The organism is Enterococcus sp. DIV1090 (genome assembly GCF_050537975.1).
Classification (GTDB): Bacteria; Bacillota; Bacilli; order Lactobacillales; family Enterococcaceae; genus Enterococcus; species Enterococcus faecalis.
Genome location: NZ_CP172917.1, coordinates 226985 through 250998, shown reverse-complemented (window position 1 = coordinate 250998; position 24014 = coordinate 226985). Strand labels below are relative to the sequence as shown.

Here is a 24014-nt window from a genome sequence, read left to right as displayed (position 1 = left end):
AGAAGGCCCCCGCCATGACGGCGGGGGCCTTCTTTTTCTGTTTTATGCTAATGCGCCCATTGGATCCCAAGGTGCCAAAACAGTTGGCGCTTGTTCCCAAGCTTTTTTCTGTTCATCAGTTAATAAATCTTTGTGCACAACGATTTGATAAGTGTACTCGTCCATCCACGCATCGCTCATAACGAAGAAGCCATTTTCACCGACTTTTTCGCCCCAGCTATTTTCCACTTTCCATTTTGTTGTTTGACCATCAACGATATCAACACCTGTTAAAACCATGGCGTGTGTCATTAAGCTTTCACCAAAGTCTAAACGTTCTGCTTTAGTCATCGTAAAATCAATATCAAAAAGATCGTTCATATCGTAAACGTCTAATGCCATAATTCCTGTGTCACGTGTTGAAGATTGTCCGACATCACAACCAAACCAAACAGATTCGCCTTGTTCCAATTGTGCAGCAGCTAATTTTTTGAAAGCAGCCATTTCTACATTTAAATATTTAACTTCTTTGCCGCCGACAACATTCCCTAACATTTCAACAGTGTATGTTTTGTTGAATGGTTTATCTTCTGTAGGAGCATTAATAATACTTACATAATCATGTAAATTAACGCCAACGTATTTTTCAAAGAATGTTTGCGGTGTTAGATTTTGATCCAAATGATAATTTTTTTCTTCGTCACGGTATTCAAAATCAAAGGTTTCTGGCGGTGTTCCTAAAGAGATTGCTAAGAAATTATAAATTTCTTGTAACATTGCTTCTTTGTTTTTTTGGACTTCTTCAGCAGAAGCGCCTTTTTCAATTAAACTACGTAAAATTGTTGCATCTTTGCGTAATTTTTTATTTAAATAGTTGTTTAAATCACGTGAATTGGAACTGTTGCTGCTTTCAGGCATTGCCGTTTTAGGCACTACGCCATATTTATCAAAAATTGAAACGATCATATCCCATTGCCCACCATCTTGTTGTGGTGTCGCTAATAAAAAGGCCACTTTACGACTAGTCAACGGTTGATCGGCTGTTGCAATAATATTTTCATAGAAATAGTTTGATTTTTCATATTTATCCCAGAAAAATGTATAGTTTTGTGATAATTCAAAATCTTTTAATTGAAACGCATTTAACATTCTATGTCTAAATGTATTTAATGCCGCAAACATCCAGCAGCGACCGCTTTGTTTTTGATTGGCCACTTTTCCAGTAGCTAAGTCGACTGAAAAGACGGGTACGTTATTCACGGCTCCTTGTACAGATTCACCTGAAGCGCTGATACCATTTTTTACTACACTACGTTGTAAGGCATTTTGTTTATTATTGTTCAAGAAATCTTGATGGAATTTCTCTGTTAATTTTGGTTCAATTGCTGTCATATTTTCATCGTCCTTTCATTTTACGTTCTTCTTCATTATATGCTTCTCTTTAAACAGAAACAACCATTTACTCTAAATTCCTTGCTTTCCAACTCTTTTTGTATTAGGATATATAATACAGATAACACAAATAAGACAGGAGTGATTCGATGCTTTTAGAAATAGATGAACAAAGCGAACAGCCCATCTATCAGCAACTCATTGATCAAATCATTGTAGGCATTGCCAAAGGTGAACTGGTTCCCAATGAAAGTTTGCCTTCTATCCGACAATTGGCGGACGAAATCGGGGTCAATATGATGACTGTTTCAAAAGCTTATAATAAGTTAAAGCAATCAGGTTATATTGTGACTGACCGTCGTAACGGCACCAAAATTGCCGCAAAGTTACCTGCTACCGCTGTTTGGCAACAGCAATTGCATGAGCGTTTAGAACTTCTGTTGGCTGAAAGTTTTTTACATCAGCAATCCGAAGCAGAAATCCAAGCACTTATTCAGAAAATTTATCAAAATTTTGATTCGAAAGGGCGTGCATTATAATGGCGGTATTCTTTTATTTCATCCTAGTTTCTGTCGCTTTTTTTATGGCATTTACTATGGGGATTTATGCAAATCCTCACAAAAATATTATTTTGGAAAACACTTTACCAGAAGATAAACTACAAGATCCCAGCGTTCAAGCAATCCGAAAACGTTATAAAAAACGCTTGGTTCAACTAGCAGCCGTTTTTAGTGTTCTTAGTTTACCTTTGTTATTTATTCCTTATGATTCGATTTTGTTGTTTCTTTTTCTGTTACTTTTATTTAGTTTTATTGGCAGTGGCTACTATCTGCAAATCGTTTATATTCGCAAAATGGCCGCTTTAAAAATGCAAAACGGCTGGTTGCTACCTAAGCGTCCTCTCTTAATCGATACGCAATTAGTTTTAAATAAAAACCAGAAACTTATTTCATTTTGGTGGTTTTTACCTGCGATTATTCTTACTTTTGCTGGGGGCTTTTATTCCTTGCAAACGGCGATTGGTTCCTGGATTCTTTTCTTAATTACTGTTTTGATGTTAAGTTTGTTCATTGGCGGCTATTATTTTATCGCGCGCTTACCTGTCAAACCGCTAACTAGTGACTCAAAAATTAATCAGCAAATTAATGATTTATTTCGGCATCATTGGTCTGTTTTAATGGTTTTATCCGCCTTAGTTTTTGCACCGCTAACCATTTTACCAACTTTCACAATTGTAATTGATTATACGGTTGCGATGGCCCTTACTTTTTGTTATTTTATTCTTTTGTTTGTTTATGTAGGCTTTCTCTTCTACTACCTATTTTCAATGCGCAAAAAACAAGATCAATTCGTTTTACAGGCTGGCGATTATCGCTATGGGGATGATGATCAATATTGGCGGTATGGGATTTATATCAATCCAAAGGACCCCAAAATCATGGTTCCTGATCGCATTGGTATGAATTTATCTATTAACCTAGGACGGCCTGCTGGGAAAATTATTCTAGCCGCTACTGGTATTTTAACGATTGCGGTGCTGTTCTTTGCCACAGTGCCGATGTTTATAAATGATTTTTCTAGTCATGCCTTTCAAGCAACTATTGAAAATAAACAAATTGAGTTATCTGCCCCATTAGCAAAAACAAGGTCAATTCCTTTTAACCAAATCACTGCTGTTTCTTTGATTGATGACTTACCTCAAGAACGCATCCGCACAATGGGTGCTGCGACAGATAGTTACTTAACAGGAGAATTTAAAGTCGCTGGAAAACCTGCTTATTTACTAATTTATACAAAAAGTCATCCGATTCTGAAAATAGAAACGCGGAAGAAAGTTTATTATTATACTGCGCGTGATGGTCAAGAAACGACTAAGATTTATCAGGAAATCAAAGCCAAACTTCCATAACAAAAAAACAGGGCCTACTCATGATGGTAGGCCCTGTTTTTTGTTATTCGCTGACAACCTTGAATTTTGTATCTGCCAACGTGGTATTCAGTTCATCTTGGCTTACTTCACGATCTGCTGTCACAACGGCTGTTTGATCTGCCAAGTGAACCGCAACATTCGTTACGCCGTCAATTCCACTAAATTTTTCAGTGACCGCTTGAACACAGCCATCACATTTCATCCCATCAATTTTTACTGTTTTTTCCATTTCACTTCATCCTTTTCAATTTTATTTTTGACTTCCACTAGTTCTTTTCACCGTCGAAGGTTTAAATCCTTTCAATCGTAAGGCGTTTAGTAAGACAGAGACTGAACTAAAACTCATAGCTGCTGCTGCAATCATCGGACTTAACAAAGGTCCACCAAATAAGTGTAACACACCCATAGCCACTGGAATACCTAATGTATTATAGGCAAATGCCCAGAAAAGATTTTCTTTGATGTTTTTGATGGTCGCTTTACTTAATTCAACTGCTGTAGGCACATCCATTAAATCACTACGCATTAGCACAATGTCGGCCGATTCCATTGCAACATCTGTGCCTGAACCAATAGCAATCCCCACATCTGCTTGGGCAAGTGCTGGTGCATCATTAATCCCGTCACCCACCATCGCAACTTTTTTGCCTTCTGCTTGTAGTTTTTTCACTTCTAACGCTTTATCTTCTGGTAAAACTTCACTTAAGACACGATCGATACCTACTTGTTTCGCAATCGCCTCTGCAGTACGCTTGTTGTCTCCCGTAATCATTACGGCTTCGATCCCCATTTTATGCAAACGTGCAATGGCTGTTTGACTGCTATCCTTCACAGTATCTGCTACCGCAATGATACCCGCAAACGAACCATCTTTTGCCACAAACATTGGGGTTTTCCCTTCTTCTGCCAAACGATCCGCTTGTTGAACAAACGTTGATAGCTCGATTGCTTCTTCTTTCATTAATTTTATATTGCCCAAAAGTAGGACTCGTTCGTTGACTGTCACACGGATGCCGTGACCTGGAATCGCTGAAAAATCGCTTCCTTCTGCTAATGGCAATTGACGTTCTTTAGCCGCTCCCACAATTGCTTCACCTAGAGGATGTTCTGATCCTTGTTCTGCAGAAGCTGCTAATGTTAGTAACTCAGCTTCTGAAAGTGCTGAATCAGCAACTAAAATATCTGTAACCACCGGTTTGCCTTCTGTAATAGTCCCTGTTTTATCAAACACGATTGTTTGAATTTTGTGAGTGGTTTCTAAAGCATCCCCACTTTTAATTAAAACGCCATTTTCAGCGCCCTTACCTGTCCCCACCATAATCGCAGTCGGCGTTGCCAAGCCGAGCGCACAAGGACAAGCAATCACTAACACAGAAATAGTAATTGTCAAAGCGAAAATCCATGACTCTTGTCCTAAAAAGAACCAAGCCAAGCCAGAAAGAACAGCCAAACCAATGACGATTGGGACAAAAACACCCGAAATTTTATCAGCTAATTGTGCAATCGGCGCTTTTGAGCCTTGCGCATCTTCCACTAATTGAATGATTTGGGCAAGGGCCGTCTCTTTTCCCACTTTTGTCGCCTTGAATTGAAAGCTGCCATTTTTATTGATGCTAGCACCAATTACTGCATCACCGACTTTCTTTTCAACAGGCAAACTTTCGCCCGTTAACATGGCTTCATCCACAGAACTACTGCCTGAAACAATCACTCCATCAACAGGGATTTTATCTCCTGGGCGAACAATCACAATGTCATCCAACTGAACAGCATCAACTGGCACTTCAATTTCTGCGCCATCACGTAAAATATGAGCAGTTTTCGGCGCTAAACCCATTAATTTTTTTATCGCATCTGAGGTTTTCCCTTTTGAAACAGCTTCGAAATATTTTCCTAATGTAATTAAGGTTAAAATAACACCCGCTGATTCATAATAAAGAGCCATTGTAAAACTTGTGTCTCCTAAAAATATCATGACTGTGCCATATAAACTATACACAAAAGCAGCGCTGGTTCCTAAAGCCACCAAAGAAAACATATTCGGATGCCCTTTAAACAATGCTTTAAAACCAACTGTGAAAAATTCTCTGCCGACATATAGAACGGGTAACGTCAAAATCAATTGAACCATTGCAAAGGTCGTCGCATGTGTCATTGGATTCAAAAAATCCGGCAATGGTAAGCCTACCATATGTCCCATCGCAATATAAAGAAGTGGCACTGTAAACACCGCTGAGATCCAAAAACGTTGCCACATCTCGGCAATATGTTTTTGTTTCTTTTCACGATCTTGGTCCGCTATTGCACCTGCAGCGACTTCTTCTGTCGCTTGATAACCTGCATCCGTAACTGCTTTGATAATTTCAGCACTCGTTACTTGATGGTCGTCATAACTAACCACCAGTTTTTCCGTGGCTAAATTAACAATCGCTTGTTGAACACCAGATAATTGGTTCACAGCTTTTTCAATCGTTTGGGCACAGGAAGCACAACTCATTCCTTCAATCGCAAACGTTCGTTGCCGGGCTGGGCTAATCGCCTTGTAACCAGCATCTGACACAGCTTCCTTAATTTCTTCTTCTGTGACTTCCGTCTGATCATACGTGACACTTAATTTTTCCGTAGCTAAATTGACACTTGCCTTTTCCATCCCAGGTAACTTCGCCGTAGCCTTTTCAATCGTTTGGGCACAGGAAGCACAGCTCATCCCTTCAATATCAAACGTTTTACTTTCCATTTTTTTCACTCCTTTTTAAATTAAATGACATTGGCATTGACCAGGAATACAGTTGCAAGGGACGGATTCAACCGCCGTCTTGCGCTTCTCTTTCAAGAGTTCCTCTAATCGATCCAAATCGTCATAACTCAACTGACTCTCTGTTAAAATTGTTTCTACCACGGAACCAACTTTACGGCTGCACACTTTGGCCAAAAGTTCGTCTGCCACCGTTTCAACGCTCCGACGTTCTTCTACTAGCGGATAATAAATATATTTATTGCCTGCTTTCTCCGTTCCAACTAACCCTTTATCTGTTAAACGACTTAGTAACGTCTTGACGGTCGTTGATTTCCATTCTTTCTTCTCATTTAAAAGTGTATGCACTTCACGACTCGTGGTCTTGCCTTGAGTCCAAATAACCCGCATGACTTCCCACTCTGCATCAGTAATTGTCGCTAATTTATCTTTTGCCATACTCGTTAAATTCCTCCTTCATCAATAAAAAAAGAGTTCAAGGATATTGACTACAAACGTAGTCGTTTATCTTGAACTCATCATATAGCTATTTTATTTTTTTGTCAACAACTTCTGCTCATCTTTTTTTATTGCAACGCAGATTCTTGTTTTTTAACAAAGTATTTCAATAAGAAAGGTGCAACTAAGGTCGTTAAGATAATTACCACAATCATGCTCGTATAATACGCTTCTGAAAGTAATTTAGATTGGTAGCCAATTTGCGCAATGATTAATGCCATTTCCCCACGCGAAACCATCCCAGCACCGACCATTAAAGAACTTGTATTGGAGAAACCAACCATTTTCGCTCCCCAGGCGCCGCCCAGTAATTTCGTTAAAATCGCCATAATCGTCATTACCAAAATAAAAGGTAAATCTTTTCCTAACGTGTTAAATGTCACTGATAAGCCAATGCTGGCAAAGAAGACGGGAATAAACACGGCATAGCCAATAGCTTCAATATTGAAATCAATTTCTGTTTTTGCATCCGTTTGTCCCACAGCAATCCCTGCAAAAAAGGCACCTACGACAGAACTTAAACCAACTAAATCAGCCAAATAAGCCATGCCCAAACAGATAATCAATGACATGATAATCACAGACGACCCAATGTTCATTTTTTGACTTAAACGTAGTAAATAGGGAGCAATAAAGCGGACCAAAAAGAAAATCCCAATAAAGAATAAGCCTTGTTCAATTAACTTAACAATAAAGCTGACTTCTGTATTGCCGCCTGTACTTGCACCAATCATGCCGACAGCGACACTTAAAATAATCACGACCACGATATCGTCAACGACGGAAGCCCCAAGAATCGTTGCACCTTCTTTACTACTTAAAACATTCAACTCTCTTAATACTTCTACTGAAATGCTGACCGACGTTGCTGCTAAAACTAACCCAAGGAAAAAAGCTTCTTTCCAAGAAAAAGCAAACAGCTGACCAATCAACATAGTAAAACCAACCGGTAAAACGATGCCCAAAATAGCGACCATGACACTAGGTTTCGCATATTTTTTCAATAATTCCAATTCACATTCCATTCCAGCAATAAACATCAGCATAATGACACCAATTTCTGAAAAGTCATGCACAAACACATCTTGATGCACAATATTTAACATCGCTGGACCTAACACAATCCCTACTAGCAATTGCCCAATTACCGCAGGAATTCCTACTCTTTTACAAGCAACACCTGCTAAAGTCGTTGTAATTAAAATCAAACATAAAATACCTAAAAATTCCATACTATTTCCCTCTTTCTCTATTAACCAATCATCACTGATTCTTTTGGATATTGAACTTTCGACTGACTTTCCAAGCCTTTCTTAATTAATGACAATAACACCGTGTACACACCCACACGACCGACGAACATTAGAAAAATAATCACCAGTTTACCAAAAACAGTTAAATCTGGTGTTAACCCCATTGTTAAACCGACCGTTCCAAATGCAGAAATCACTTCAAAAACAATATACTCAATCCCGTTTTTTAAAGGTAATGTTTCTGTAAACGAGAGAATAACCGAAGCAGTTACACATAAAAAAGTTGCCAAGAAGAACAAAGTAAATGCTTGGAGCACTACTCGCTCAGGAATTGTGCGTTCATGGAATTCCACTCGCTGTTTCCCTTTAAAAATTGCACGAAATTGTAAAAATAACACACCAAACGTAGTGGTTTTCAAGCCGCCAGCGGTTGATCCTGAAGTGCCACCAATAAACATCCACAAAATCGTGACAATCAGGCCTGGATTACTCATTTTCAAATAATCAACCGAATAAAAGCCAGCCGTTCTTGGTGTAACCGACAAGAACCAACTGTTGACAAGACGCTGCCAAAAAGACATGTCAGCTGGAAAATGGCGATATTCTGAAATGTAAAAAATAACGGTCCCTAAGACTAAAAAGGTGGCGGTCACCGTTAAAGCAAGGCGTGTATGAATACTAACACGGTGCTTAATTTTATTTTTATAGCCTTTAATCATTGCAAAAATATCGCGCCACACAATAAATCCTAAACCACCAGCTATAATTAAAAAGCTAATGACTAGTAAAAGATAAGGCGAATTTTGATAAGGAACCATACTATCCCCTAGCAAATCAAAGCCAGCATTACAAAATGCCGAAACGGCATGGAAGAGACTAAAAAACAACCCTTTTTTCCACCCAAATGTTGGCACAAATTGAAAGGACAACAAGAAGGCTCCAAGTAATTGAATAATGGCCGCAAACTTCATAATATATTTCATTAAACGAAAAACTCCGGAAACTTCACTAACATTTAAAGCTTCTTGATACAACATCCGTACACTTAGTGACGCTTTTTTCCGCAGCAAACTAAAGAAAATCGTGGCAACGGTTAAAAAGCCTAAGCCGCCTAATTCAATCAAAATCATAATAATAACTTGCCCGATAGGACTCCAATGTTCCGCCGTATTCAAAGGCGAAAGCCCTGTAACACAGACGGCGGAAGTTGCCACGAAAAAAGCATCAATCCATTGCGTTTTTTGTCCAGCTTGTGCAGAAAAAGGCATCATTAATAAGATCGTGCCTACAACAATTAATAGAAAAAAGCCTAAGACAATTGTTTGAACAGGTGAAATATACAACCTTCTTTTGATCTGATGTTTCATTTTTTTCTCCTCTACCATTTCTTTGTCAATCAAAAACAACACAAACGGCTAGACAACTGTTGCTTTGTTCCTCTCGCCCTATGAGAAACTCAAAACCTTGAAAGCAACTTGCCCAACCGAATAATTATTTTTTAATTTTTGTTTTCACGTTGATAAATCGAATAAACCAACTCATTTTTTTGATAAACCTGTTTTAAACGAACTGGGATTGATTGAGCCATTGTCTCGTATAGAGCAATGCCCTCACCCAGAAACAGTGGTATTGTCGTCAAAATGAAGGTATCAATTAAATCAGCTGCCAAAAGCGGTTGAACCACTTTCGGGCCTCCAACAATCCAAATTCCCGCGCCGTCTTCTTCTTTGAGACGACGAATTAATGTGACGGGATCTTCCTTGGTAAAAGTTCTTGAAGCAGTTGATGGTTCTGGATGAGAGGTAATGATATAAGAATGCTTGTCTTCATAAAAATACACATCTGGGGACAATTCTTGTGTCACTTGATCATAAGTAGTCCGCCCCATTACCACAGTGTCTATTTTTTCATACATTTCATCGTAACTACGATCTTCTTCATCGCCACGAATATTCTCTTCTAACCAAGCAACACCGCCCGCTTTGTCCGCAATGAAACCATCAATACTCGCTGCAATAAATAAAATTACTTCCCGTGCCACATCAACGCCTCCTTTTCTCTTCTTATCTATTTTAGCTTGTTTTCTCAAAAAACTCTAGGGGTGCGCATTGTTATTTTTAAAAGAAAAAAGAGAAAAACTAGGATAATTGGGCTACTTTTTGTAAAATAGGAAATAAGAATTGGTTTATTTGATTTACACAAAAAAATAACATATTCAGTTTTTATATAAAGGAGGATTACTTTGTTTGATTTAGAGAAGGTTCAGACCTTGAATGAATTAGAAATGCTCGTTTACCATTATGTATTGGAACACCTGCACCAAATCCCTCAACAGACCATTCGCCAACTGGCTACTTCCTGTCATGTCTCTACCTCAACGATTCTACGATTTTGTAACAAAATGGGCTATGCTGGTTTTTCCGAATTAAAATATGCAGTGAAAGAAGAAGCCAAACAAACACAAACGTTTGAAAATTTTTATGATGCCACGGTTCACGTCGATGCTTTTTTAAAAAAATTAAACCAAGAAACCTATTACGAAATGCTTCGTCCAGCAATCCAAATGATTGTTCAAGCACGTCACGTTGCCTTTACTGGCATTGGTACTAGCGGAATTTTAGGTAGTTATGGCAGTCGTTATTTTGCCAACTTAAATATCAATTCTTACAGTATTGCTGATCCCTTTACGCCTATCCCCAAGCGCGGATTTGAAAATACATTAGCCTTGATTCTGTCTGTATCTGGGGAAACCAATGAAATGATTAAACAAATGACCGATTTTAAAACAGCTGGTGCCAAAGTGCTAAGCATTACCAACAATCAACATTCAACTATTGCCCGCTTGGCTGACTACAACATCTCCTATTATATGCCCGACGAACGTTCTCCATTTGCAGATAAATCAGTTAATACAACCACTCAAATCCCTGTCATTGCTTTAATTGAACTCCTAGCTCATCAAGCAAGTCAACTTTTAAAGGAACTAGATGAAACACCTTCCTAGTTGTTTTTCACAAAAGCTCATGCTGTCTAAAACAGCATGAGCTTTTGTGTTTTTTTTCTTGGTACATGTTTCTCATTCAAGCAAAAGTCTATTTTTTCTTCAAATAACCTTATATAGTAAATATGTAAACGGATACATTTGCATTTATATTATTCTTCAAAGGAGAGATTTTTATGAACGAATGGATTAACGAGAAATTATTACCTCCAGTACTAAAGTTCGTCAATACCAAAGCAATTACTGCCTTACGGAACGGGATGCTTTACACGATGCCTTTTACCATTGTTGGTTCCGTGTTTCTTCTATTAGCGAATTTCCCAGTTACAGCTATTTCTGAATGGGTTAACGCAAGCGGTCTGGCTGTTTATTTCAATCAAGCATATGGTGCATCTTTTGCGATTATGTCGTTATTTGCGGTCATCGGTATTGCCTACTCATATGTAAAAAGCGAGGGATTTGAAGGCCTCCCAGCGGGCATGATTGCCATGGTGGTTTTCATTTTGTTTATGTCATCTGAAGTCAAAGATGCGGTTTCTGGCGCAGTAGTTGGCAATGTCATCAACAAAGATTGGACAGCTGGCAAAGGGATGATTACAGCTATTATTGTTGGTTTGTTAGTCGGCGTTGTATATAGTTGGTTTTTACGTCATGATATTCGTATCAAATTACCAGAAGCTGTACCAGAAAATGTGGCCAATTCCTTTACTGCGTTAATTCCTGCCAGCGTCATTGTAACTGGTGCAATGCTAATTTTCATTCTTCTAGATAAAGTCTTCAATACGACATTCTTTGACTTTATTTACGAAGTGCTACAATCACCACTTCAAGGAGTCACAGATTCACTAGGTGGCGCATTACTATTAGGTTTTGTCATTCCGCTCTTTTGGTTTTTCGGTGTGCACGGGTCAACAATCGTTGGCGGTATCATGGGCCCTATTTTACAAGCAAACTCTTTAGAAAATACCGAAATTTTGAAATCTGGAAAAGACTTAACACTGGCTAATGGCGGCCATATTGTTACACAACAATTTTTAGATCAATTTTTAACGGTCACTGGTGCGGGCATGACAATCGGGTTAGTCGTGTTCATGGTTTTCTTTGCCAAATCAGCTCAGTTTAAGCAATTAGGTCGGCTTTCAATTGGGCCAGCTGTTTTCAATATTAACGAGCCAATTGTCTTTGCTACACCTATCGTGATGAACCCAATCATGGCTGTGCCGTTCATTATCACACCGATTGTTTCTTCTGTTGTGACATATTTTGCCTTGTACACAGGACTGGTTCCTCTCTTTACTGCGGTACAAGTTCCCTGGACTACTCCTCCAATCATTTCTGGACTTTTAGTTGGTGGTTGGCAAGCAGCGTTGCTTCAAGTAGTAGTACTGACGATGAGTTTCTTTATCTATTTACCGTTTGCTAAAAAAATGGATGCACTTAATTACGCAGAAGAAACCAATCAACCAATTACTGAAGAAACCCTTGAAAAAGTCGAAGCACAAAACGTATAAAAATTTGAACAAAGGACTGAAACGATATGTCAATTTTGAAAAATGATTTTCTTTGGGGCGGCGCTGTCGCTGCTCATCAATTAGAAGGAGGCTGGGACCAAGGCGGTAAAGGGGTGAGCGTGGCGGATGTAATGACTGCCGGTGCACATGGCGTCCCTCGTAAAATTACCGCAGGCGTTTTACCAGATGAACACTATCCTAACCATGAAGCGATTGATTTTTACCATCGCTATCAAGAAGATATTCAACTATTCAAAGAACTTGGTTTAAATTGTTTCCGAACCTCTATTGCTTGGACACGAATTTTTCCTAACGGAGATGAAGAAACGCCCAATGAAGAAGGCCTTCGTTTTTATGATGCACTTTTTGACGAGTGTTTGAAAAATGGCATTGAGCCAGTCGTGACACTGTCTCACTTTGAAATGCCTTATCATTTAGTCACAAAATATGGCGGCTTTCGCAATCGCCAGGTCATTGATTTTTTTGTCAAATTTGCTGAAGTCTGTTTCACTCGTTACCAGAAAAAAGTCAAATATTGGATGACCTTTAACGAAATTAACAACCAAGCCAATTATGAAGAAGATTTTGCACCTTTTACTAACTCTGGTATTGCTTACCAGGAAGGAGAAGACCGCGAAGCAATTATGTATCAGGCTGCTCATTATGAACTAGTCGCTAGCGCACGTGCAGTGAAAATTGGCCACGCTATCAATCCCGACTTCCAAATTGGCTGTATGATTGCGATGGTGCCTATTTATCCTTATTCTTGTAATCCTGAGGATATGATGATGAGTGTTAGCGCAATGCAAAAACGTTATTGGTTTACCGATGTTCATGTCCGCGGTCATTATCCAAGTGCAATTCAATGCTATTTGAAACGAAAAAACATTTCATTAGATGTCACAGAAGAAGATTTAACTGATTTGGCTAATGGCTGTGTTGATTATATTGGCTTTAGCTATTACATGTCGTTTGCTGTAAAAGGTGCAGAAAAGGCCCCTACTTTTGACTACAATGAAGCAAAAGACTTGGTGCGAAATCCTTATGTAGCAACATCTGATTGGGGTTGGCAAATCGATCCTATGGGCTTACGCTATGCAATGAATTGGTTCAATGATCGGTATGAATTACCACTCTTTATTGTTGAAAATGGCTTTGGTGCTATTGATGAGCTAGAACCAGACGGAACGATTAACGACACTTACCGAATCGCTTATTTACGTGAACATATTGAGATGATGAAAGAAGCCGTTGCGTATGACGGCATTGATTTGATGGGCTATACACCTTGGGGATTCATCGATTTAGTGAGCGCTAGTACAGGCGAAATGAAGAAACGGTATGGCTTCATTTATGTAGATAAAGACAACGATGGTCACGGAACGTTGGAACGGCGAAAGAAAAAATCGTTTGCTTGGTATCAACAAGTGATTGCTACGAATGGAGAAGAATTATAAACAAAAGGCCTTCGTCTAAAGACGAGGGCCTTTTGTTTATGCTTGTAATCCCTTTTCTAAATCAGCCAATAAATCTTCGACTGCTTCAATTCCTACAGATAAACGAATGAGTCCATCTTTAATTCCCACGGCTTCACGATTTTCTTTGGGGATAGATGCGTGAGTCATAATGGCAGGTACTTCAATTAAACTTTCTACGCCACCTAAACTTTCCGCTAAAGTAAAAATTTCCAACGCTTCTACGAAAGGAACGACTTGCTCATCCTTGGCTAATTCAAAAGAAATCATGCCACTAAATCCCGACATCTGTTTTTGCGCAATTTCGTGACCAGGATGACTCGCTAGTCCTGGATAATACACCGTTGCTACCGCTGGATGCGCTTCTAAAAATTCTGCGATTTTTTGAGCATTTTGGGCATGCGCTGCCATCCGGACGCCTAATGTTTTTAAACTACGTTGGACCAGCCAACTATCATGTGGTCCTAAAACAGCACCAATCGCATTTTGTAAAAAGGCAATTTTTTCTGCGCTTTCTGGGTGATTCGTTACAACTAAACCAGAGACTACATCACTATGGCCCCCTAAATATTTTGTCCCGCTGTGAACCACAATATCAGCACCTAACGCTAACGGCCGTTGAAAATAAGGCGTCGCAAACGTATTATCGACAATGGTTAACAACTGATGTTTTTTAGCAAGCTTAGCCGCCGCTTCAATATCTGTAATTTTTAACAGTGGATTACTTGGTGTTTCCAAAAACAAGGCTTTTGTATTTGGCTGAATTGCGGCTTCAATTGTTGATAAGTCACTGGCATTTACAATCGTGTAGCTTAACCCATTTGCTACAAATACTTTGTCCAATAAACGGAAACTGCCCCCATAGACATCGTCACCTAATAAAATATGATCTTCGGGTCCAAACATAGAAATGATTGCATGGATACCAGCTAAGCCTGCGCTAAACGCAAAGCCATGGCTCCCACCTTCTAACTCAGCAATTAAGGTTTCTAACGCGTGACGTGTGGGATTACCTGAACGAGAATATTCATATTCTTTGGGCTGGCCCACGCCGTTTTGTTCAAAGGTTGACGTTTGATAAATAGGAACACTCACTGCACCTGTTGTTGCGTCTTTGCTAATGCCGCCATGAATTAATTTGGTATTGAATTTCATAAAAGGTTTCCTCCTAAGAATAAATATTTTTTGATAAATAACGGTCACTACCGTCAGGAAAAATAGTTACAATTGTGCTGCCTGCTGGTAAGCGGCGCGCCTCTCTTAATGCCGCCGCAAACGCTGCGCCGCTGGAGCTTCCCACCAGCAAAGCGCTTTTCTTGGCTAATTGTTTGACCCAGAAAAAACCATCCTCGTCTGAAATGGTATAAAAGCCGTCCACAGGAATCTGTTTAAGAAAAGGCGGCACGAACTCCACGCCAATACCTTCGATTTCATGTCCGTGTGCAGGTCCGCCATTTAAAATCGAACCTTCTGGCTCCACGCCCCATAGTTGCGTCTTACTATTTTGTTCTTTGAGATATCTGCCAACACCTGCAAACGTTCCACCACTGCCTAAACCTGCGACAAAGCTAGTAATCTTCCCGCCTAGGTCTTGAACAATTTCAGGTCCTAATCCTTCGTAGTAAGCAGCAGGATTATCCGGATTTTCAAATTGTAACGGCACGTAACTATTAGGAATTTCCTTGGCTAAGTCTTGGGCACTAGTTATCGCTCCGACAATCCCTTGCTCTGTTGGCGAAGGGACAATTTTAGCACCTAACGCTTGCATCAGCTGTTGTTTTTCCTGACTAAATTTTTCTGGCACAACAAAGATTGTCTTGAGGCCCAGTTGACTGGCAGCTAATGCAAGTCCAATCCCTGTATTCCCAGCTGTCGGTTCAATAATTGTTGTGGCTTGATTTATCTTTCCCGTTTTCATTGCCTCTTTGAGAAGATGCACACCAAGCCGATCTTTGACGCTGCCACCTGGATTCAAATATTCTAGTTTCGCATAAATTTTAGTGCCTTCTGGCATAGGATATTGTTCACTTGTAAATTCAAATAATGGTGTTGCTCCGATTGTGTCTAAAATTGACTGAACAATCATAGCGAATTCCTCCTTCTAATACATGTACATAAAACAAAAAGGTGCTGATCGCATCAGCACCTTTTTTGTTTATTTCTGGTTGTCTAGATTCAGAGAGGAATCGTGTTAGGCAATTTTTCAGAAATAACGGAGGTTTTCCCCATCACAAAAGAGTATGCTGCACTATTTTGCACCATACAACAACAGCTTTCCGTTTCTAAAAAAGGGCTAGCTTGTTTTTTCGTCATGGTTGATTTCCTCCTTCGTCATGTGTTGACCAAACTATACCATTTCCCATTTTCTAGTGTCAACGATTCTAACGATTGCTATTTCCTATCACACCAATGGTTTTCTTATAGGTAAAAGAATTAATAGACCAAAAAAAACAGAAGGCTAGCCTTCTGTTTTTCTGCTACTTATTTAGCACGTTTTAAATACGTACCTTCCGCAGTATTGATTTCTAATAATTCGTCTGCTTCAACAAAATCTGGAACGTTAACAACTAATCCTGTTTCCATTGTAGCGGGTTTACCAGAACCAGTTACTGTTGCGCCTTTGATTGAAGGTTGTGTTTCAGCAACACGTAAGATTACCGTTGTTGGTAAAGTTAAACCAATGACTTCTTCACCATAAAATTGAATTTTTACTTCCATATTTTCTAGTAAATATTTTAATTCTTCTTCAATTAAAGCAGTTGGTACTTCATATTGTTCATATGTTTCTAAATCCATGAAAATAGCCATATCATCTTGGCTGTATAAATATTGAACCGGTTTTGTATCGATGTGCGCTTTTTTCACTTTTTCATCTGGGCGCATTGTTGTATCTGTTGTTGAACCCGTACGAACATCTTTTAATTTCATACGCATAACCGTGTTACCTTTACCTGGTTTGTGGTGGCTAGCTTCCATTACTTTAATTAATTTGCCGTCTTGCTCAAAAGTCATACCGGCTTTTAAATCGCTTGCTGCAATCATTGTAATTTCTCCTTTTCTCTGGTTAATTCTTCATTATTGTAGCAAATAACCTAGGATTAATCTAGGAAATCACGTATCTTTTTTAGAAGTTTATCACTCCCCAGACATTGAATTGGGAAATAAACCGAGTTTAACTTGCCTTTTTTCTTGAATTGCGTTAGAATTACCAAGCTTTCATCAATTATTTTCACTTTTTACATAGAAAAAATCAATCATTAAAGGGGGTGATGATATGATACGTCAAACGCTATCTTTATCAAAAACACATGAGGTTGTCTGTCACTAAACATACGTTGGTGAGACAAATTGCCTTTCAGCGTATGTACTCGGTCTATTTGAAAGGAATTTAAAATCATGAACCCAACTATTCAACCTTACCAATTTAACATAATTAAAGAACAAGTCGCTGTGTTACTAAACACCTATACGTCTGTTAACGATGCTACGACTGTCAAAACTGTCCAGGCCCTATGTGCCGAAAAAATCAATGGGTTATTTCCAGAAGAACACCCTGCTGTTACGATTTTGTTGGACAAAGTGATGGATCGTCGTTTAACACGCGCGCGTGCTGAAAAATATTTAGACGAATTAAAAGAAACCGTGTTGCCCTTTAAAGAACCTTCAACACCACAAGTCACGAAAGTCTTTCGCAAAGTGAAAAAGTTAAAGATTCCTGAGTGGGAAAACATGGATTTACGGAACAATACCTATGTCGGTTGGAACGACGCTGGGACTCAGAAAAAATTTATCTTAGCTTATCGAGAAAATAAATTAATCGGCGTCCACGGCACCCTTTCACCCACCATTGTTAAAGGTGTTTGCTCCATCTGTCAAACAATCACGAATGTGTCTATGTTCCTAGCTACAACCAAATCAGGCGGCGACGGAACCTACACGAAAAAAGGCAATTACATTTGCCATGATAGCGACACCTGTAACCAACAATTAACACAACCTGAATATTTGGAAGCCTTTATGGAAAATGTTAAGGCTGTGAAATAACAAAAAACCGTCAAGAAAATTTCTTGACGGTTTTTTTGTTACATCTCTTTCAATTTCCCACGAAATTCTTCAATACTTTCATAACCTTTTGCTGCCATGATTTCTTGTAATTCTTTGGCTAGACGCTCAAAAACTTGTGGACCTTCTTGATGCAATTGTGTGCCGACTTGTACTAATGTTGCACCACATAAAAGATGCTCAAAAACATCTTTTCCACATGTAATACCGCCCGTTCCAATAATTTTGATTTCTGGTTTCAAACGTTGCGCAAACGCACGAACATTGGCTAACGCTGTTGGTTTGACATATTCGCCGCCCAGTCCACCGAAACCTCCTTTTGGTTTAATGACCACTTCTTCCTTGTCACTGTCAATATATAAACCATTACCGATGCTATTAATACTATTCACGTATACTAAAGGGAATTTATTTAAAATTTCAGCCATTGCGTCAAAATGTGCAATATCAAAAAATGGGGGTAATTTTACACCTAATGGTTTAGTAAAAAATTGGAAAACTTCTGTTAAAAGCTTTTCTGTTAATTCAAAATCATAAGCAATTTGCGGTTTACCAGGCAAATTGGGACAAGACAAATTAAATTCTGTCACTCCTGTGTATTCACTTTCTTGCACTTTTTTTAAAATAGCGATATTTTCCTCATAATTCATACCAGATACAGATAAAAAGCGTAACTCCTCAGGAAATTCCTTTTGACGTGCAATCTGATAATCTAAATAATAATCAATCCCTAAATTAGGCAAGCCCATTGAGTTAATACTTCCTAATGGTGTATCAAAATACCGTGGTTCCTCATTGCCCTGACGAGGATTAGGTGTTGCCGTCTTAGCGACAAAAGCACCTGCTTGAGAAGCCGCTAACTCATCCATTTCCTTAATTGTCATACAATGAATGCCTGATGCGTTCATTAACACATTCGCCAATTTATGTCCCGAAAACTCTACTGAAATATCCAAAAGAAAAACCCTCCTGTAAATTGTTTTACTCATAAGCTTACCACCTTCACGTAAGCTTTTTATGATTATAGCATGTTTTTTTGCGTTAGTGTTATTTATATAAATTTAAAAAGGAATAAGCCATTGTGACTTATTCCTTTTCTTAGGGAAACTAACGTATCCAAAATTGATTGATTCTTATCGTCCCACAATAAACGTCAATTCACATTCGCAGACCTTTTTATCTTCCACATAAGCAGTCGCTTTGCCGATGCCGACAAAGTCACGTAATTTGACGATTTCAAAATGTAATTTCAAGACATCACCAGGGACCACTTTTTGACGGAATTTGGCTTTGTTGATACCGCCAATATAGGCCGTTTCACCTTCAAATTGATCCATTTTTAAGATTAAAATCGAACCTACTTGTGCCAATGCTTCAATAATCAAAACGCCTGGCATTGTTGGATTTCCAGGGAAATGTCCTTGGAAAAATTCTTCGTTAATTGTCACATTTTTTGTTGCAATAATCTTTTCATTTGGAATAATTTCATCCACATAATCAATATAACAAATCGGATAGCGATTAGGAATCATTTCCATAATTTCTGTTGCAGTCATTACTTTTTTCATACTAGTTTTCCTCCCATTTCTTCAAGCAAATTACACCATTATGGCCACCAAAGCCAAACGAATTACTAATTGTATAGTCCGCTGTAATGTCACGTGCACCTTCTGTGACATAATCTAAATCACAATCTGGATCAGCAACTTGGTAGCCTACTGTCGGATGAGCTTTTCCTTCTTGCAATGTTTGCACACAAGCGATCGCTTCGATACCGCCAGCCGCGCCCAATAAATGTCCAGTCATACTCTTTGTACTTGAAATTGGAATTTGCGATGCTCGCTCACCAAAGACACGTTTGATGGCCGTTGTTTCCGCAGCGTCATTCGCTGGGGTTGACGTACCATGAGCATTGATATACCCAATTTGTTTCGGTGTAATCCCTGCTTCTGCAATCGCCATTTCCATCGCAGCCGCCGCGCCACTACCGTCTTTTAAAGGAGCGGTCATGTGGCTAGCATCACAGTTGCTGCCATAACCAACAATTTCGCCGTAGATAGTTGCGCCACGTTTCTGTGCATGCTCGAGTTCTTCTAAAACCAGCATTCCTGCGCCTTCACCCATCACAAAACCTTTTCGTTCTTTATCAAAAGGAATCGAAGCCCGAGTCGCATCTTCTGTTGTATTTAAAGCATTCAATGCTGCAAAGCCTGCAATCCCAATTTCACATACTGTGGCTTCTGTCCCCCCAGTTACCATCATGTCCGCTAGACCATATTTAATCGTGCGAAAAGCTTCACCAATCGCATTCGTCGCAGAAGCACAAGCAGTCACGATAGTTTGAGAAGGTCCTTTTGCACCTAAACGAATCGAAATATTTCCCGCTGCCATATTAGCAATTACCATGGGCACGAAAAATGGTGTTACGCGTTTTGCGCCTTTTTTATCCATTACCCGTACTTGGTCTTGTAAGGTAGTCATCCCGCCAATCCCACTACCGACAATCACACCTAAACGAGTCGGGTCAATCGTTGCTTCTGTTAAACCACTCATTTCCCACGCTTCTAAAGCAGCGACCAAGCCATATTGAGAAAATAAGTCCATTCTTTTTTGCTCTTTGCGTTCTAAAACAGCACTTGGGTCAAACTCTTTTACTTCACCAGCCAAAGCTACCCCAGTATCTTCAGAATCAAATTTAGTAATTTTGCCAATTCCTAGCTTGCCATCCACTAGATTATGCCAAAATTCTTTTACGGTATTGCCTAATGGTGTTACGGCACCCATGCCGGTTATGACCACTCTTTTCATACTGTACCTCCGAGTTTATTTTGATTATCAAACTATTATTTCATGCGGTTTCCAGCACTTTTTCTCAAAAAATAAGAAAAATAGTTTGACTTTCAAAGTATTTTGGTTAATAATTCAGACATCAGGAAAAATGTCTGTTTTTTTCAAGATTAGAAAATTGAGAAGATTTTGTTATCATTCTCACACAGATAATACCAGTTGAAATTTTATTCGTCAACTCAATAAATGTAACTTTTACATTTTGATGAAGAAAAGCCTATTCTATCAACAAAAATTTTTTATTAAAGGAGATTTTATATGTTTTTACAAAATAAGAATGTCGTCGTAATGGGTGTTGCCAACAAAAAAAGTATTGCTTGGGGCTGTGCAAAAGCATTAAAAGATCAAGGGGCCAATGTTATTTATACGTATCAAAACGAACGCATGAAAAAGCAAGTGGTTAAATTAGCAGATGAAAATGATTTGTTGGTGGAATGCGATGTTGCTTCTGATGCGTCCATTCAAGCAGCCTTTGAAACAATTAAAAATGAAGTGGGCACGATCGATGGACTAGTCCATGCGATTGCTTTTGCCAAAAAAGAAGAATTGTCTGGAAACGTTAGTGACATCACTCGTGATGGTTTCCTATTAGCACAAGATATTAGTAGCTACTCTCTTTTAGCAGTTACTCATTATGCGAAACCTTTGTTAAATCCTGGTTCAGGAATTGTCACATTGACGTATTTAGGTTCCGAACGTGCGATTCCTAACTACAATATGATGGGGATTGCTAAAGCTTCTTTAGAAACTGCCGTGAAATATTTAGCTTTTGAATTAGCTGCAGATAAAATTCGTGTCAACGGAATCTCCGCAGGAGCGATTAAAACATTGGCTGTGACTGGTGTAAAAGACTACGATCAATTGATTAGTATTTCTAATGAGCGGACACCAGATAAAACAGGTGTAACCATTGAAGAAGTCGGAAACACTTGTGCCTTTTTAGTCAGTGAACTAGCTAGTGGCGTGGTCGGTGACATCATTTATGTCGATAAAGGCGTTCACTTAACTTAATCATTTTTTGTTTTTATTTTCTATTTATACATTAAAAAACAGAGATTGGACGATCTCTTTCACTCATTGATTGTCCAATTTCTGTTCTATTTTGTACTTTATTCTATAATAAAATTGACAGTTCCAATTCCAAAAACAGTTGTTAGGATTTGATTAACTTGTTCAAAAAGTTTTGGTAAATCTTCCAGTTTATTTTTAGATTGGATTTTTTCAGAACCGTTATCGTAGCTTAAATGATTGTACGCTTCTTTAAAGGTTACTGTTGTGTCTTCTTTTCGATAAAGGATATATTCGTCATCTAGCATATCCATTTGCAGCTCCTGTTTAAATCCATTTCTGGCAACAATAGCAGAAACTAGATGAGCAACAGTCAAGCCATCTAACGGAATGTCCACTCCATTCATTGCTAATGTGTAGACGGTATCTTCCACTAAACCACAGGCGTTACAACCACCACTGGTTAAATCTACTGTACTTGTTATAATTGCCTCTTGCATCGTTTCTTCCCCCATATTGTTTTTTAAAGTTATTCTTTCATTTGTTATTTACGAACGTAATTCACATCATAATCGTCAACTTCAATATAGATATAGATTTTTTTATCAGGCATTTTACTGCGAATGTCTCGTTCAATCGCATTCACAACATCAGGTGCATCTTCTTCCATTGGTTCTACCACATCAATTTTTGCCGCTACTAAAATTTCAGTTGGACCTAAATGAACGGTCTTTACATCAATTAGTTTTTCAACATCCGCCCGATCAAATGCAGTTTTAATTTTTGCTAAATCTGTAGCGGTCACACTTTCTCCTATAATCAAACTATAAAATTCTTTCGCTAAGAAAATGGCTGCACACATTAATAGTAAACCAATCAGTAAACCACTGATAGCATCAAATGCAGCAATTCCAGTTACCATTGTTAAAAGGGTTCCCACCAAAGCTAAACACAAACCAATAACCGCACAAAAGTCTTCCGTAAAAATAATTAAAATTTCACTGTGACGACTTTCTCGCAAAAATTTTAAGAGCGATAACTTCTCTGTATTCAATTCTTTGATTTCTTTCATCGCTACACGCAAAGAGCTACCTTCCACAAGCAAACCAAAAATTAAAATACCAATGACAATAGCCACATTTTCTACTTCATGAGAGGGATGCAGTAACTTCTGAATAGCCTCCATTACGCCTAACGCGCCCCCACCAAAAAAGAGCATCGTTGCAACAATTGTACTAAAAAAGTATTTTGCACGGCCTTCTCCAAATTGATGTAACGCACTTTGTCCACGAGAAGCGCGCTTATTCCCAAAAAGTAATAACACCTGATTACTACAGTCCACGACACTGTGGATACTTTCATTCATCATAGCGGTACTACCACTTAAAGCAAAACCAACAAATTTACTAATCGCTACTAAAATATTCGCAATCAGTGCGGCAATAACTGCAAACATGCCACTCGATTTTTTTGTCTCCATAATTACCTCCTATATGTAACGTAAAACTAAGATAAACCACCCGTTTATTCATCCATCATTTTACCACTTCTGAGGTATTTGTAAAAAAGAGTTCTCTTAAAATTCAAAAAGAAATGTACTGGCTGTTTTAGTTGGCCCTCATTTATCGGTGTCCATCCCACTCTTGATAAAATTCCTCCAGATAAAGTTCCATAAATTGATGACGCTTTTCCGCCAATAAGCGACCATAATTTGTATTCATTTGTTCCTTTAACTTTAAAAGTTTCTCATAAAAATGCATAATAGCAGTATCTTCCCCATTCCGGTATTCTTCTTGGGTTAACTGTTCACGAGGTTGTTTGTGAGGATCGTGAATTAAACGGCCTTTATTTCCCGAATAAGCCATCACCCGTGCAATTCCAATCGCACCGATGGCATCTAATCGATCCGCATCCTGGACCACTTTTCCTTCTAATGTAGTAACTGTTTTCCCAGTATTTCCTCCTTTAAAGGACATATTAGCAATAATAGAAAGGATGTGATTCGTTTGCTCTGTTGATACGTTATTTGCTTCCAGCCATTGTTGCACCTTTAGCAAGCCAGCCTCTTCACTTTCGTTAAATTTTTCATCGCCAATATCATGTAACAATGCTGTTAATATACATAAAAATAAATTTGCTTGTTCTTTCTCTGCAATTGTTTTTGCTAATTGTGTCACTCGATAAATATGCCACCAGTCATGGCCACTTGCTTCGTTGGCTAATTCTTGTTGAACATAACGCTCTGCTGCTTGAATAATTGTTTGTTCTTCAAAACTAAGAGATTCATTTTCAAACATCCTAAC

At 38.7% G+C, this 24014-nt stretch carries 24 protein-coding genes; 7 read left to right on the top strand and 17 right to left on the bottom strand.

Features of this window, described 5'->3' with window-relative positions; translation table 11 throughout:
• Positions 1 to 42: 42 nt before the first annotated feature.
• Entirely contained in the window at positions 43 to 1371 is a 1329-nt protein-coding gene (locus tag IGL48_RS01310; RefSeq protein WP_002358357.1) for an aminopeptidase C, read from the bottom strand.
• 149 nt (positions 1372 to 1520) lie between these two features.
• On the opposite strand from IGL48_RS01310, the gene IGL48_RS01305 reads away from it, so the two are divergent.
• On the top strand, positions 1521 to 1910 hold the full coding sequence (locus IGL48_RS01305; RefSeq protein ID WP_002358356.1) for a GntR family transcriptional regulator: 390 nt from the start codon (positions 1521 to 1523) through the stop codon (positions 1908 to 1910).
• Positions 1910 to 3280 carry a PH domain-containing protein gene (locus IGL48_RS01300; protein ID WP_002379043.1) on the top strand — a complete coding sequence of 457 codons (1371 nt, stop codon included), beginning with the start codon at positions 1910 to 1912 and terminating at the stop codon, positions 3278 to 3280. Before IGL48_RS01305 ends, IGL48_RS01300 begins: the two co-directional genes overlap by 1 nt.
• A gap of 43 nt (positions 3281 to 3323) precedes the next feature.
• On the opposite strand, the gene IGL48_RS01295 is transcribed toward IGL48_RS01300, so the two are convergent.
• The 6 genes from IGL48_RS01295 to IGL48_RS01270 all read right to left on the bottom strand — a co-directional run bounded on the left by IGL48_RS01295 (position 3324) and on the right by IGL48_RS01270 (position 9896).
• Positions 3324 to 3530 carry a heavy-metal-associated domain-containing protein gene (locus tag IGL48_RS01295; protein WP_002355215.1) on the bottom strand — a complete coding sequence of 69 codons (207 nt, stop codon included), beginning with the start codon at positions 3528 to 3530 and terminating at the stop codon, positions 3324 to 3326.
• A 21-nt stretch (positions 3531 to 3551) separates the two neighbouring features.
• Positions 3552 to 6038, bottom strand: coding sequence for a heavy metal translocating P-type ATPase (locus IGL48_RS01290; protein WP_010824361.1), 2487 nt, complete (start codon positions 6036 to 6038; stop codon positions 3552 to 3554).
• Positions 6039 to 6053: 15 nt separating this feature from the next.
• Complete coding sequence (locus IGL48_RS01285; RefSeq protein ID WP_002358353.1) at positions 6054 to 6494, bottom strand: CopY/TcrY family copper transport repressor; 441 nt, start codon at positions 6492 to 6494, stop codon at positions 6054 to 6056.
• A gap of 128 nt (positions 6495 to 6622) precedes the next feature.
• Positions 6623 to 7786 carry a cation:proton antiporter gene (locus IGL48_RS01280; protein ID WP_002355211.1) on the bottom strand — a complete coding sequence of 388 codons (1164 nt, stop codon included), beginning with the start codon at positions 7784 to 7786 and terminating at the stop codon, positions 6623 to 6625.
• A gap of 20 nt (positions 7787 to 7806) precedes the next feature.
• Positions 7807 to 9174 carry a TrkH family potassium uptake protein gene (locus tag IGL48_RS01275; protein ID WP_002379039.1) on the bottom strand — a complete coding sequence of 456 codons (1368 nt, stop codon included), beginning with the start codon at positions 9172 to 9174 and terminating at the stop codon, positions 7807 to 7809.
• A 131-nt stretch (positions 9175 to 9305) separates the two neighbouring features.
• A complete protein-coding gene (locus IGL48_RS01270; protein WP_002386047.1) occupies positions 9306 to 9896 on the bottom strand; it encodes a dihydrofolate reductase family protein in 591 nt (196 codons plus the stop codon).
• A 153-nt stretch (positions 9897 to 10049) separates the two neighbouring features.
• Between IGL48_RS01270 and genR the strand changes: the two genes are divergently transcribed.
• From genR to genA, 3 genes are all read left to right on the top strand, one after another.
• A complete protein-coding gene (gene genR, locus IGL48_RS01265) occupies positions 10050 to 10811 on the top strand; it encodes a transcriptional regulator GenR (RefSeq protein WP_002362941.1) in 762 nt (253 codons plus the stop codon).
• A gap of 173 nt (positions 10812 to 10984) precedes the next feature.
• On the top strand, positions 10985 to 12319 hold the full coding sequence (gene genB / locus IGL48_RS01260) for a PTS sugar transporter subunit IIC (protein ID WP_002355207.1): 1335 nt from the start codon (positions 10985 to 10987) through the stop codon (positions 12317 to 12319).
• A gap of 26 nt (positions 12320 to 12345) precedes the next feature.
• Complete coding sequence (genA, locus tag IGL48_RS01255; RefSeq protein WP_002355206.1) at positions 12346 to 13776, top strand: 6-phospho-beta-glucosidase GenA; 1431 nt, start codon at positions 12346 to 12348, stop codon at positions 13774 to 13776.
• A 36-nt stretch (positions 13777 to 13812) separates the two neighbouring features.
• Here genA and IGL48_RS01250 read toward each other — a convergent pair whose 3' ends face one another.
• The 4 genes from IGL48_RS01250 to efp form a co-directional block, all read right to left on the bottom strand.
• Complete coding sequence (locus IGL48_RS01250; protein WP_010777361.1) at positions 13813 to 14949, bottom strand: cystathionine gamma-synthase; 1137 nt, start codon at positions 14947 to 14949, stop codon at positions 13813 to 13815.
• Positions 14950 to 14962: 13 nt separating this feature from the next.
• Entirely contained in the window at positions 14963 to 15880 is a 918-nt protein-coding gene (locus IGL48_RS01245) for a PLP-dependent cysteine synthase family protein (RefSeq protein WP_002361143.1), read from the bottom strand.
• Between the two features lie 89 nt (positions 15881 to 15969).
• Entirely contained in the window at positions 15970 to 16107 is a 138-nt protein-coding gene (locus IGL48_RS01240) for a hypothetical protein (RefSeq protein WP_002355203.1), read from the bottom strand.
• A 168-nt stretch (positions 16108 to 16275) separates the two neighbouring features.
• Positions 16276 to 16836 (bottom strand): elongation factor P, encoded by a 561-nt coding sequence (gene efp, locus IGL48_RS01235; protein ID WP_002355202.1) that lies wholly within the window; start codon positions 16834 to 16836, stop codon positions 16276 to 16278.
• A gap of 354 nt (positions 16837 to 17190) precedes the next feature.
• On the opposite strand from efp, the gene IGL48_RS01230 reads away from it, so the two are divergent.
• The gene (locus IGL48_RS01230) at positions 17191 to 17838 is read left to right on the top strand and encodes a FusB/FusC family EF-G-binding protein (protein WP_002355200.1); all 648 of its coding nucleotides are present in this window, start codon (positions 17191 to 17193) and stop codon (positions 17836 to 17838) included.
• 38 nt (positions 17839 to 17876) lie between these two features.
• Here IGL48_RS01230 and IGL48_RS01225 read toward each other — a convergent pair whose 3' ends face one another.
• The 3 genes from IGL48_RS01225 to fabF form a co-directional block, all read right to left on the bottom strand.
• Positions 17877 to 18845, bottom strand: a complete 969-nt coding sequence (locus IGL48_RS01225) for a dihydroorotate oxidase (RefSeq protein ID WP_002386045.1) — start codon at positions 18843 to 18845, stop codon at positions 17877 to 17879.
• Between the two features lie 144 nt (positions 18846 to 18989).
• Entirely contained in the window at positions 18990 to 19424 is a 435-nt protein-coding gene (gene fabZ / locus IGL48_RS01220) for a 3-hydroxyacyl-ACP dehydratase FabZ (RefSeq protein ID WP_002355197.1), read from the bottom strand.
• 1 nt (position 19425) lies between these two features.
• A complete protein-coding gene (fabF, locus tag IGL48_RS01215; RefSeq protein ID WP_002396254.1) occupies positions 19426 to 20664 on the bottom strand; it encodes a beta-ketoacyl-ACP synthase II in 1239 nt (412 codons plus the stop codon).
• Between the two features lie 297 nt (positions 20665 to 20961).
• On the opposite strand from fabF, the gene fabI reads away from it, so the two are divergent.
• The gene (gene fabI, locus IGL48_RS01210; protein WP_002358338.1) at positions 20962 to 21714 is read left to right on the top strand and encodes an enoyl-ACP reductase FabI; all 753 of its coding nucleotides are present in this window, start codon (positions 20962 to 20964) and stop codon (positions 21712 to 21714) included.
• 98 nt (positions 21715 to 21812) lie between these two features.
• Here fabI and IGL48_RS01205 read toward each other — a convergent pair whose 3' ends face one another.
• The 3 genes from IGL48_RS01205 to IGL48_RS01195 all read right to left on the bottom strand — a co-directional run bounded on the left by IGL48_RS01205 (position 21813) and on the right by IGL48_RS01195 (position 24008).
• The gene (locus tag IGL48_RS01205) at positions 21813 to 22226 is read right to left on the bottom strand and encodes a DUF4809 family protein (protein ID WP_002387649.1); all 414 of its coding nucleotides are present in this window, start codon (positions 22224 to 22226) and stop codon (positions 21813 to 21815) included.
• Positions 22227 to 22255: 29 nt separating this feature from the next.
• Positions 22256 to 23191, bottom strand: coding sequence for a cation diffusion facilitator family transporter (locus tag IGL48_RS01200; RefSeq protein ID WP_002355191.1), 936 nt, complete (start codon positions 23189 to 23191; stop codon positions 22256 to 22258).
• Positions 23192 to 23333: 142 nt separating this feature from the next.
• A complete protein-coding gene (locus tag IGL48_RS01195) occupies positions 23334 to 24008 on the bottom strand; it encodes an HD domain-containing protein (RefSeq protein ID WP_002355190.1) in 675 nt (224 codons plus the stop codon).
• Between the last annotated feature and the right edge of the window lie 6 nt (positions 24009 to 24014).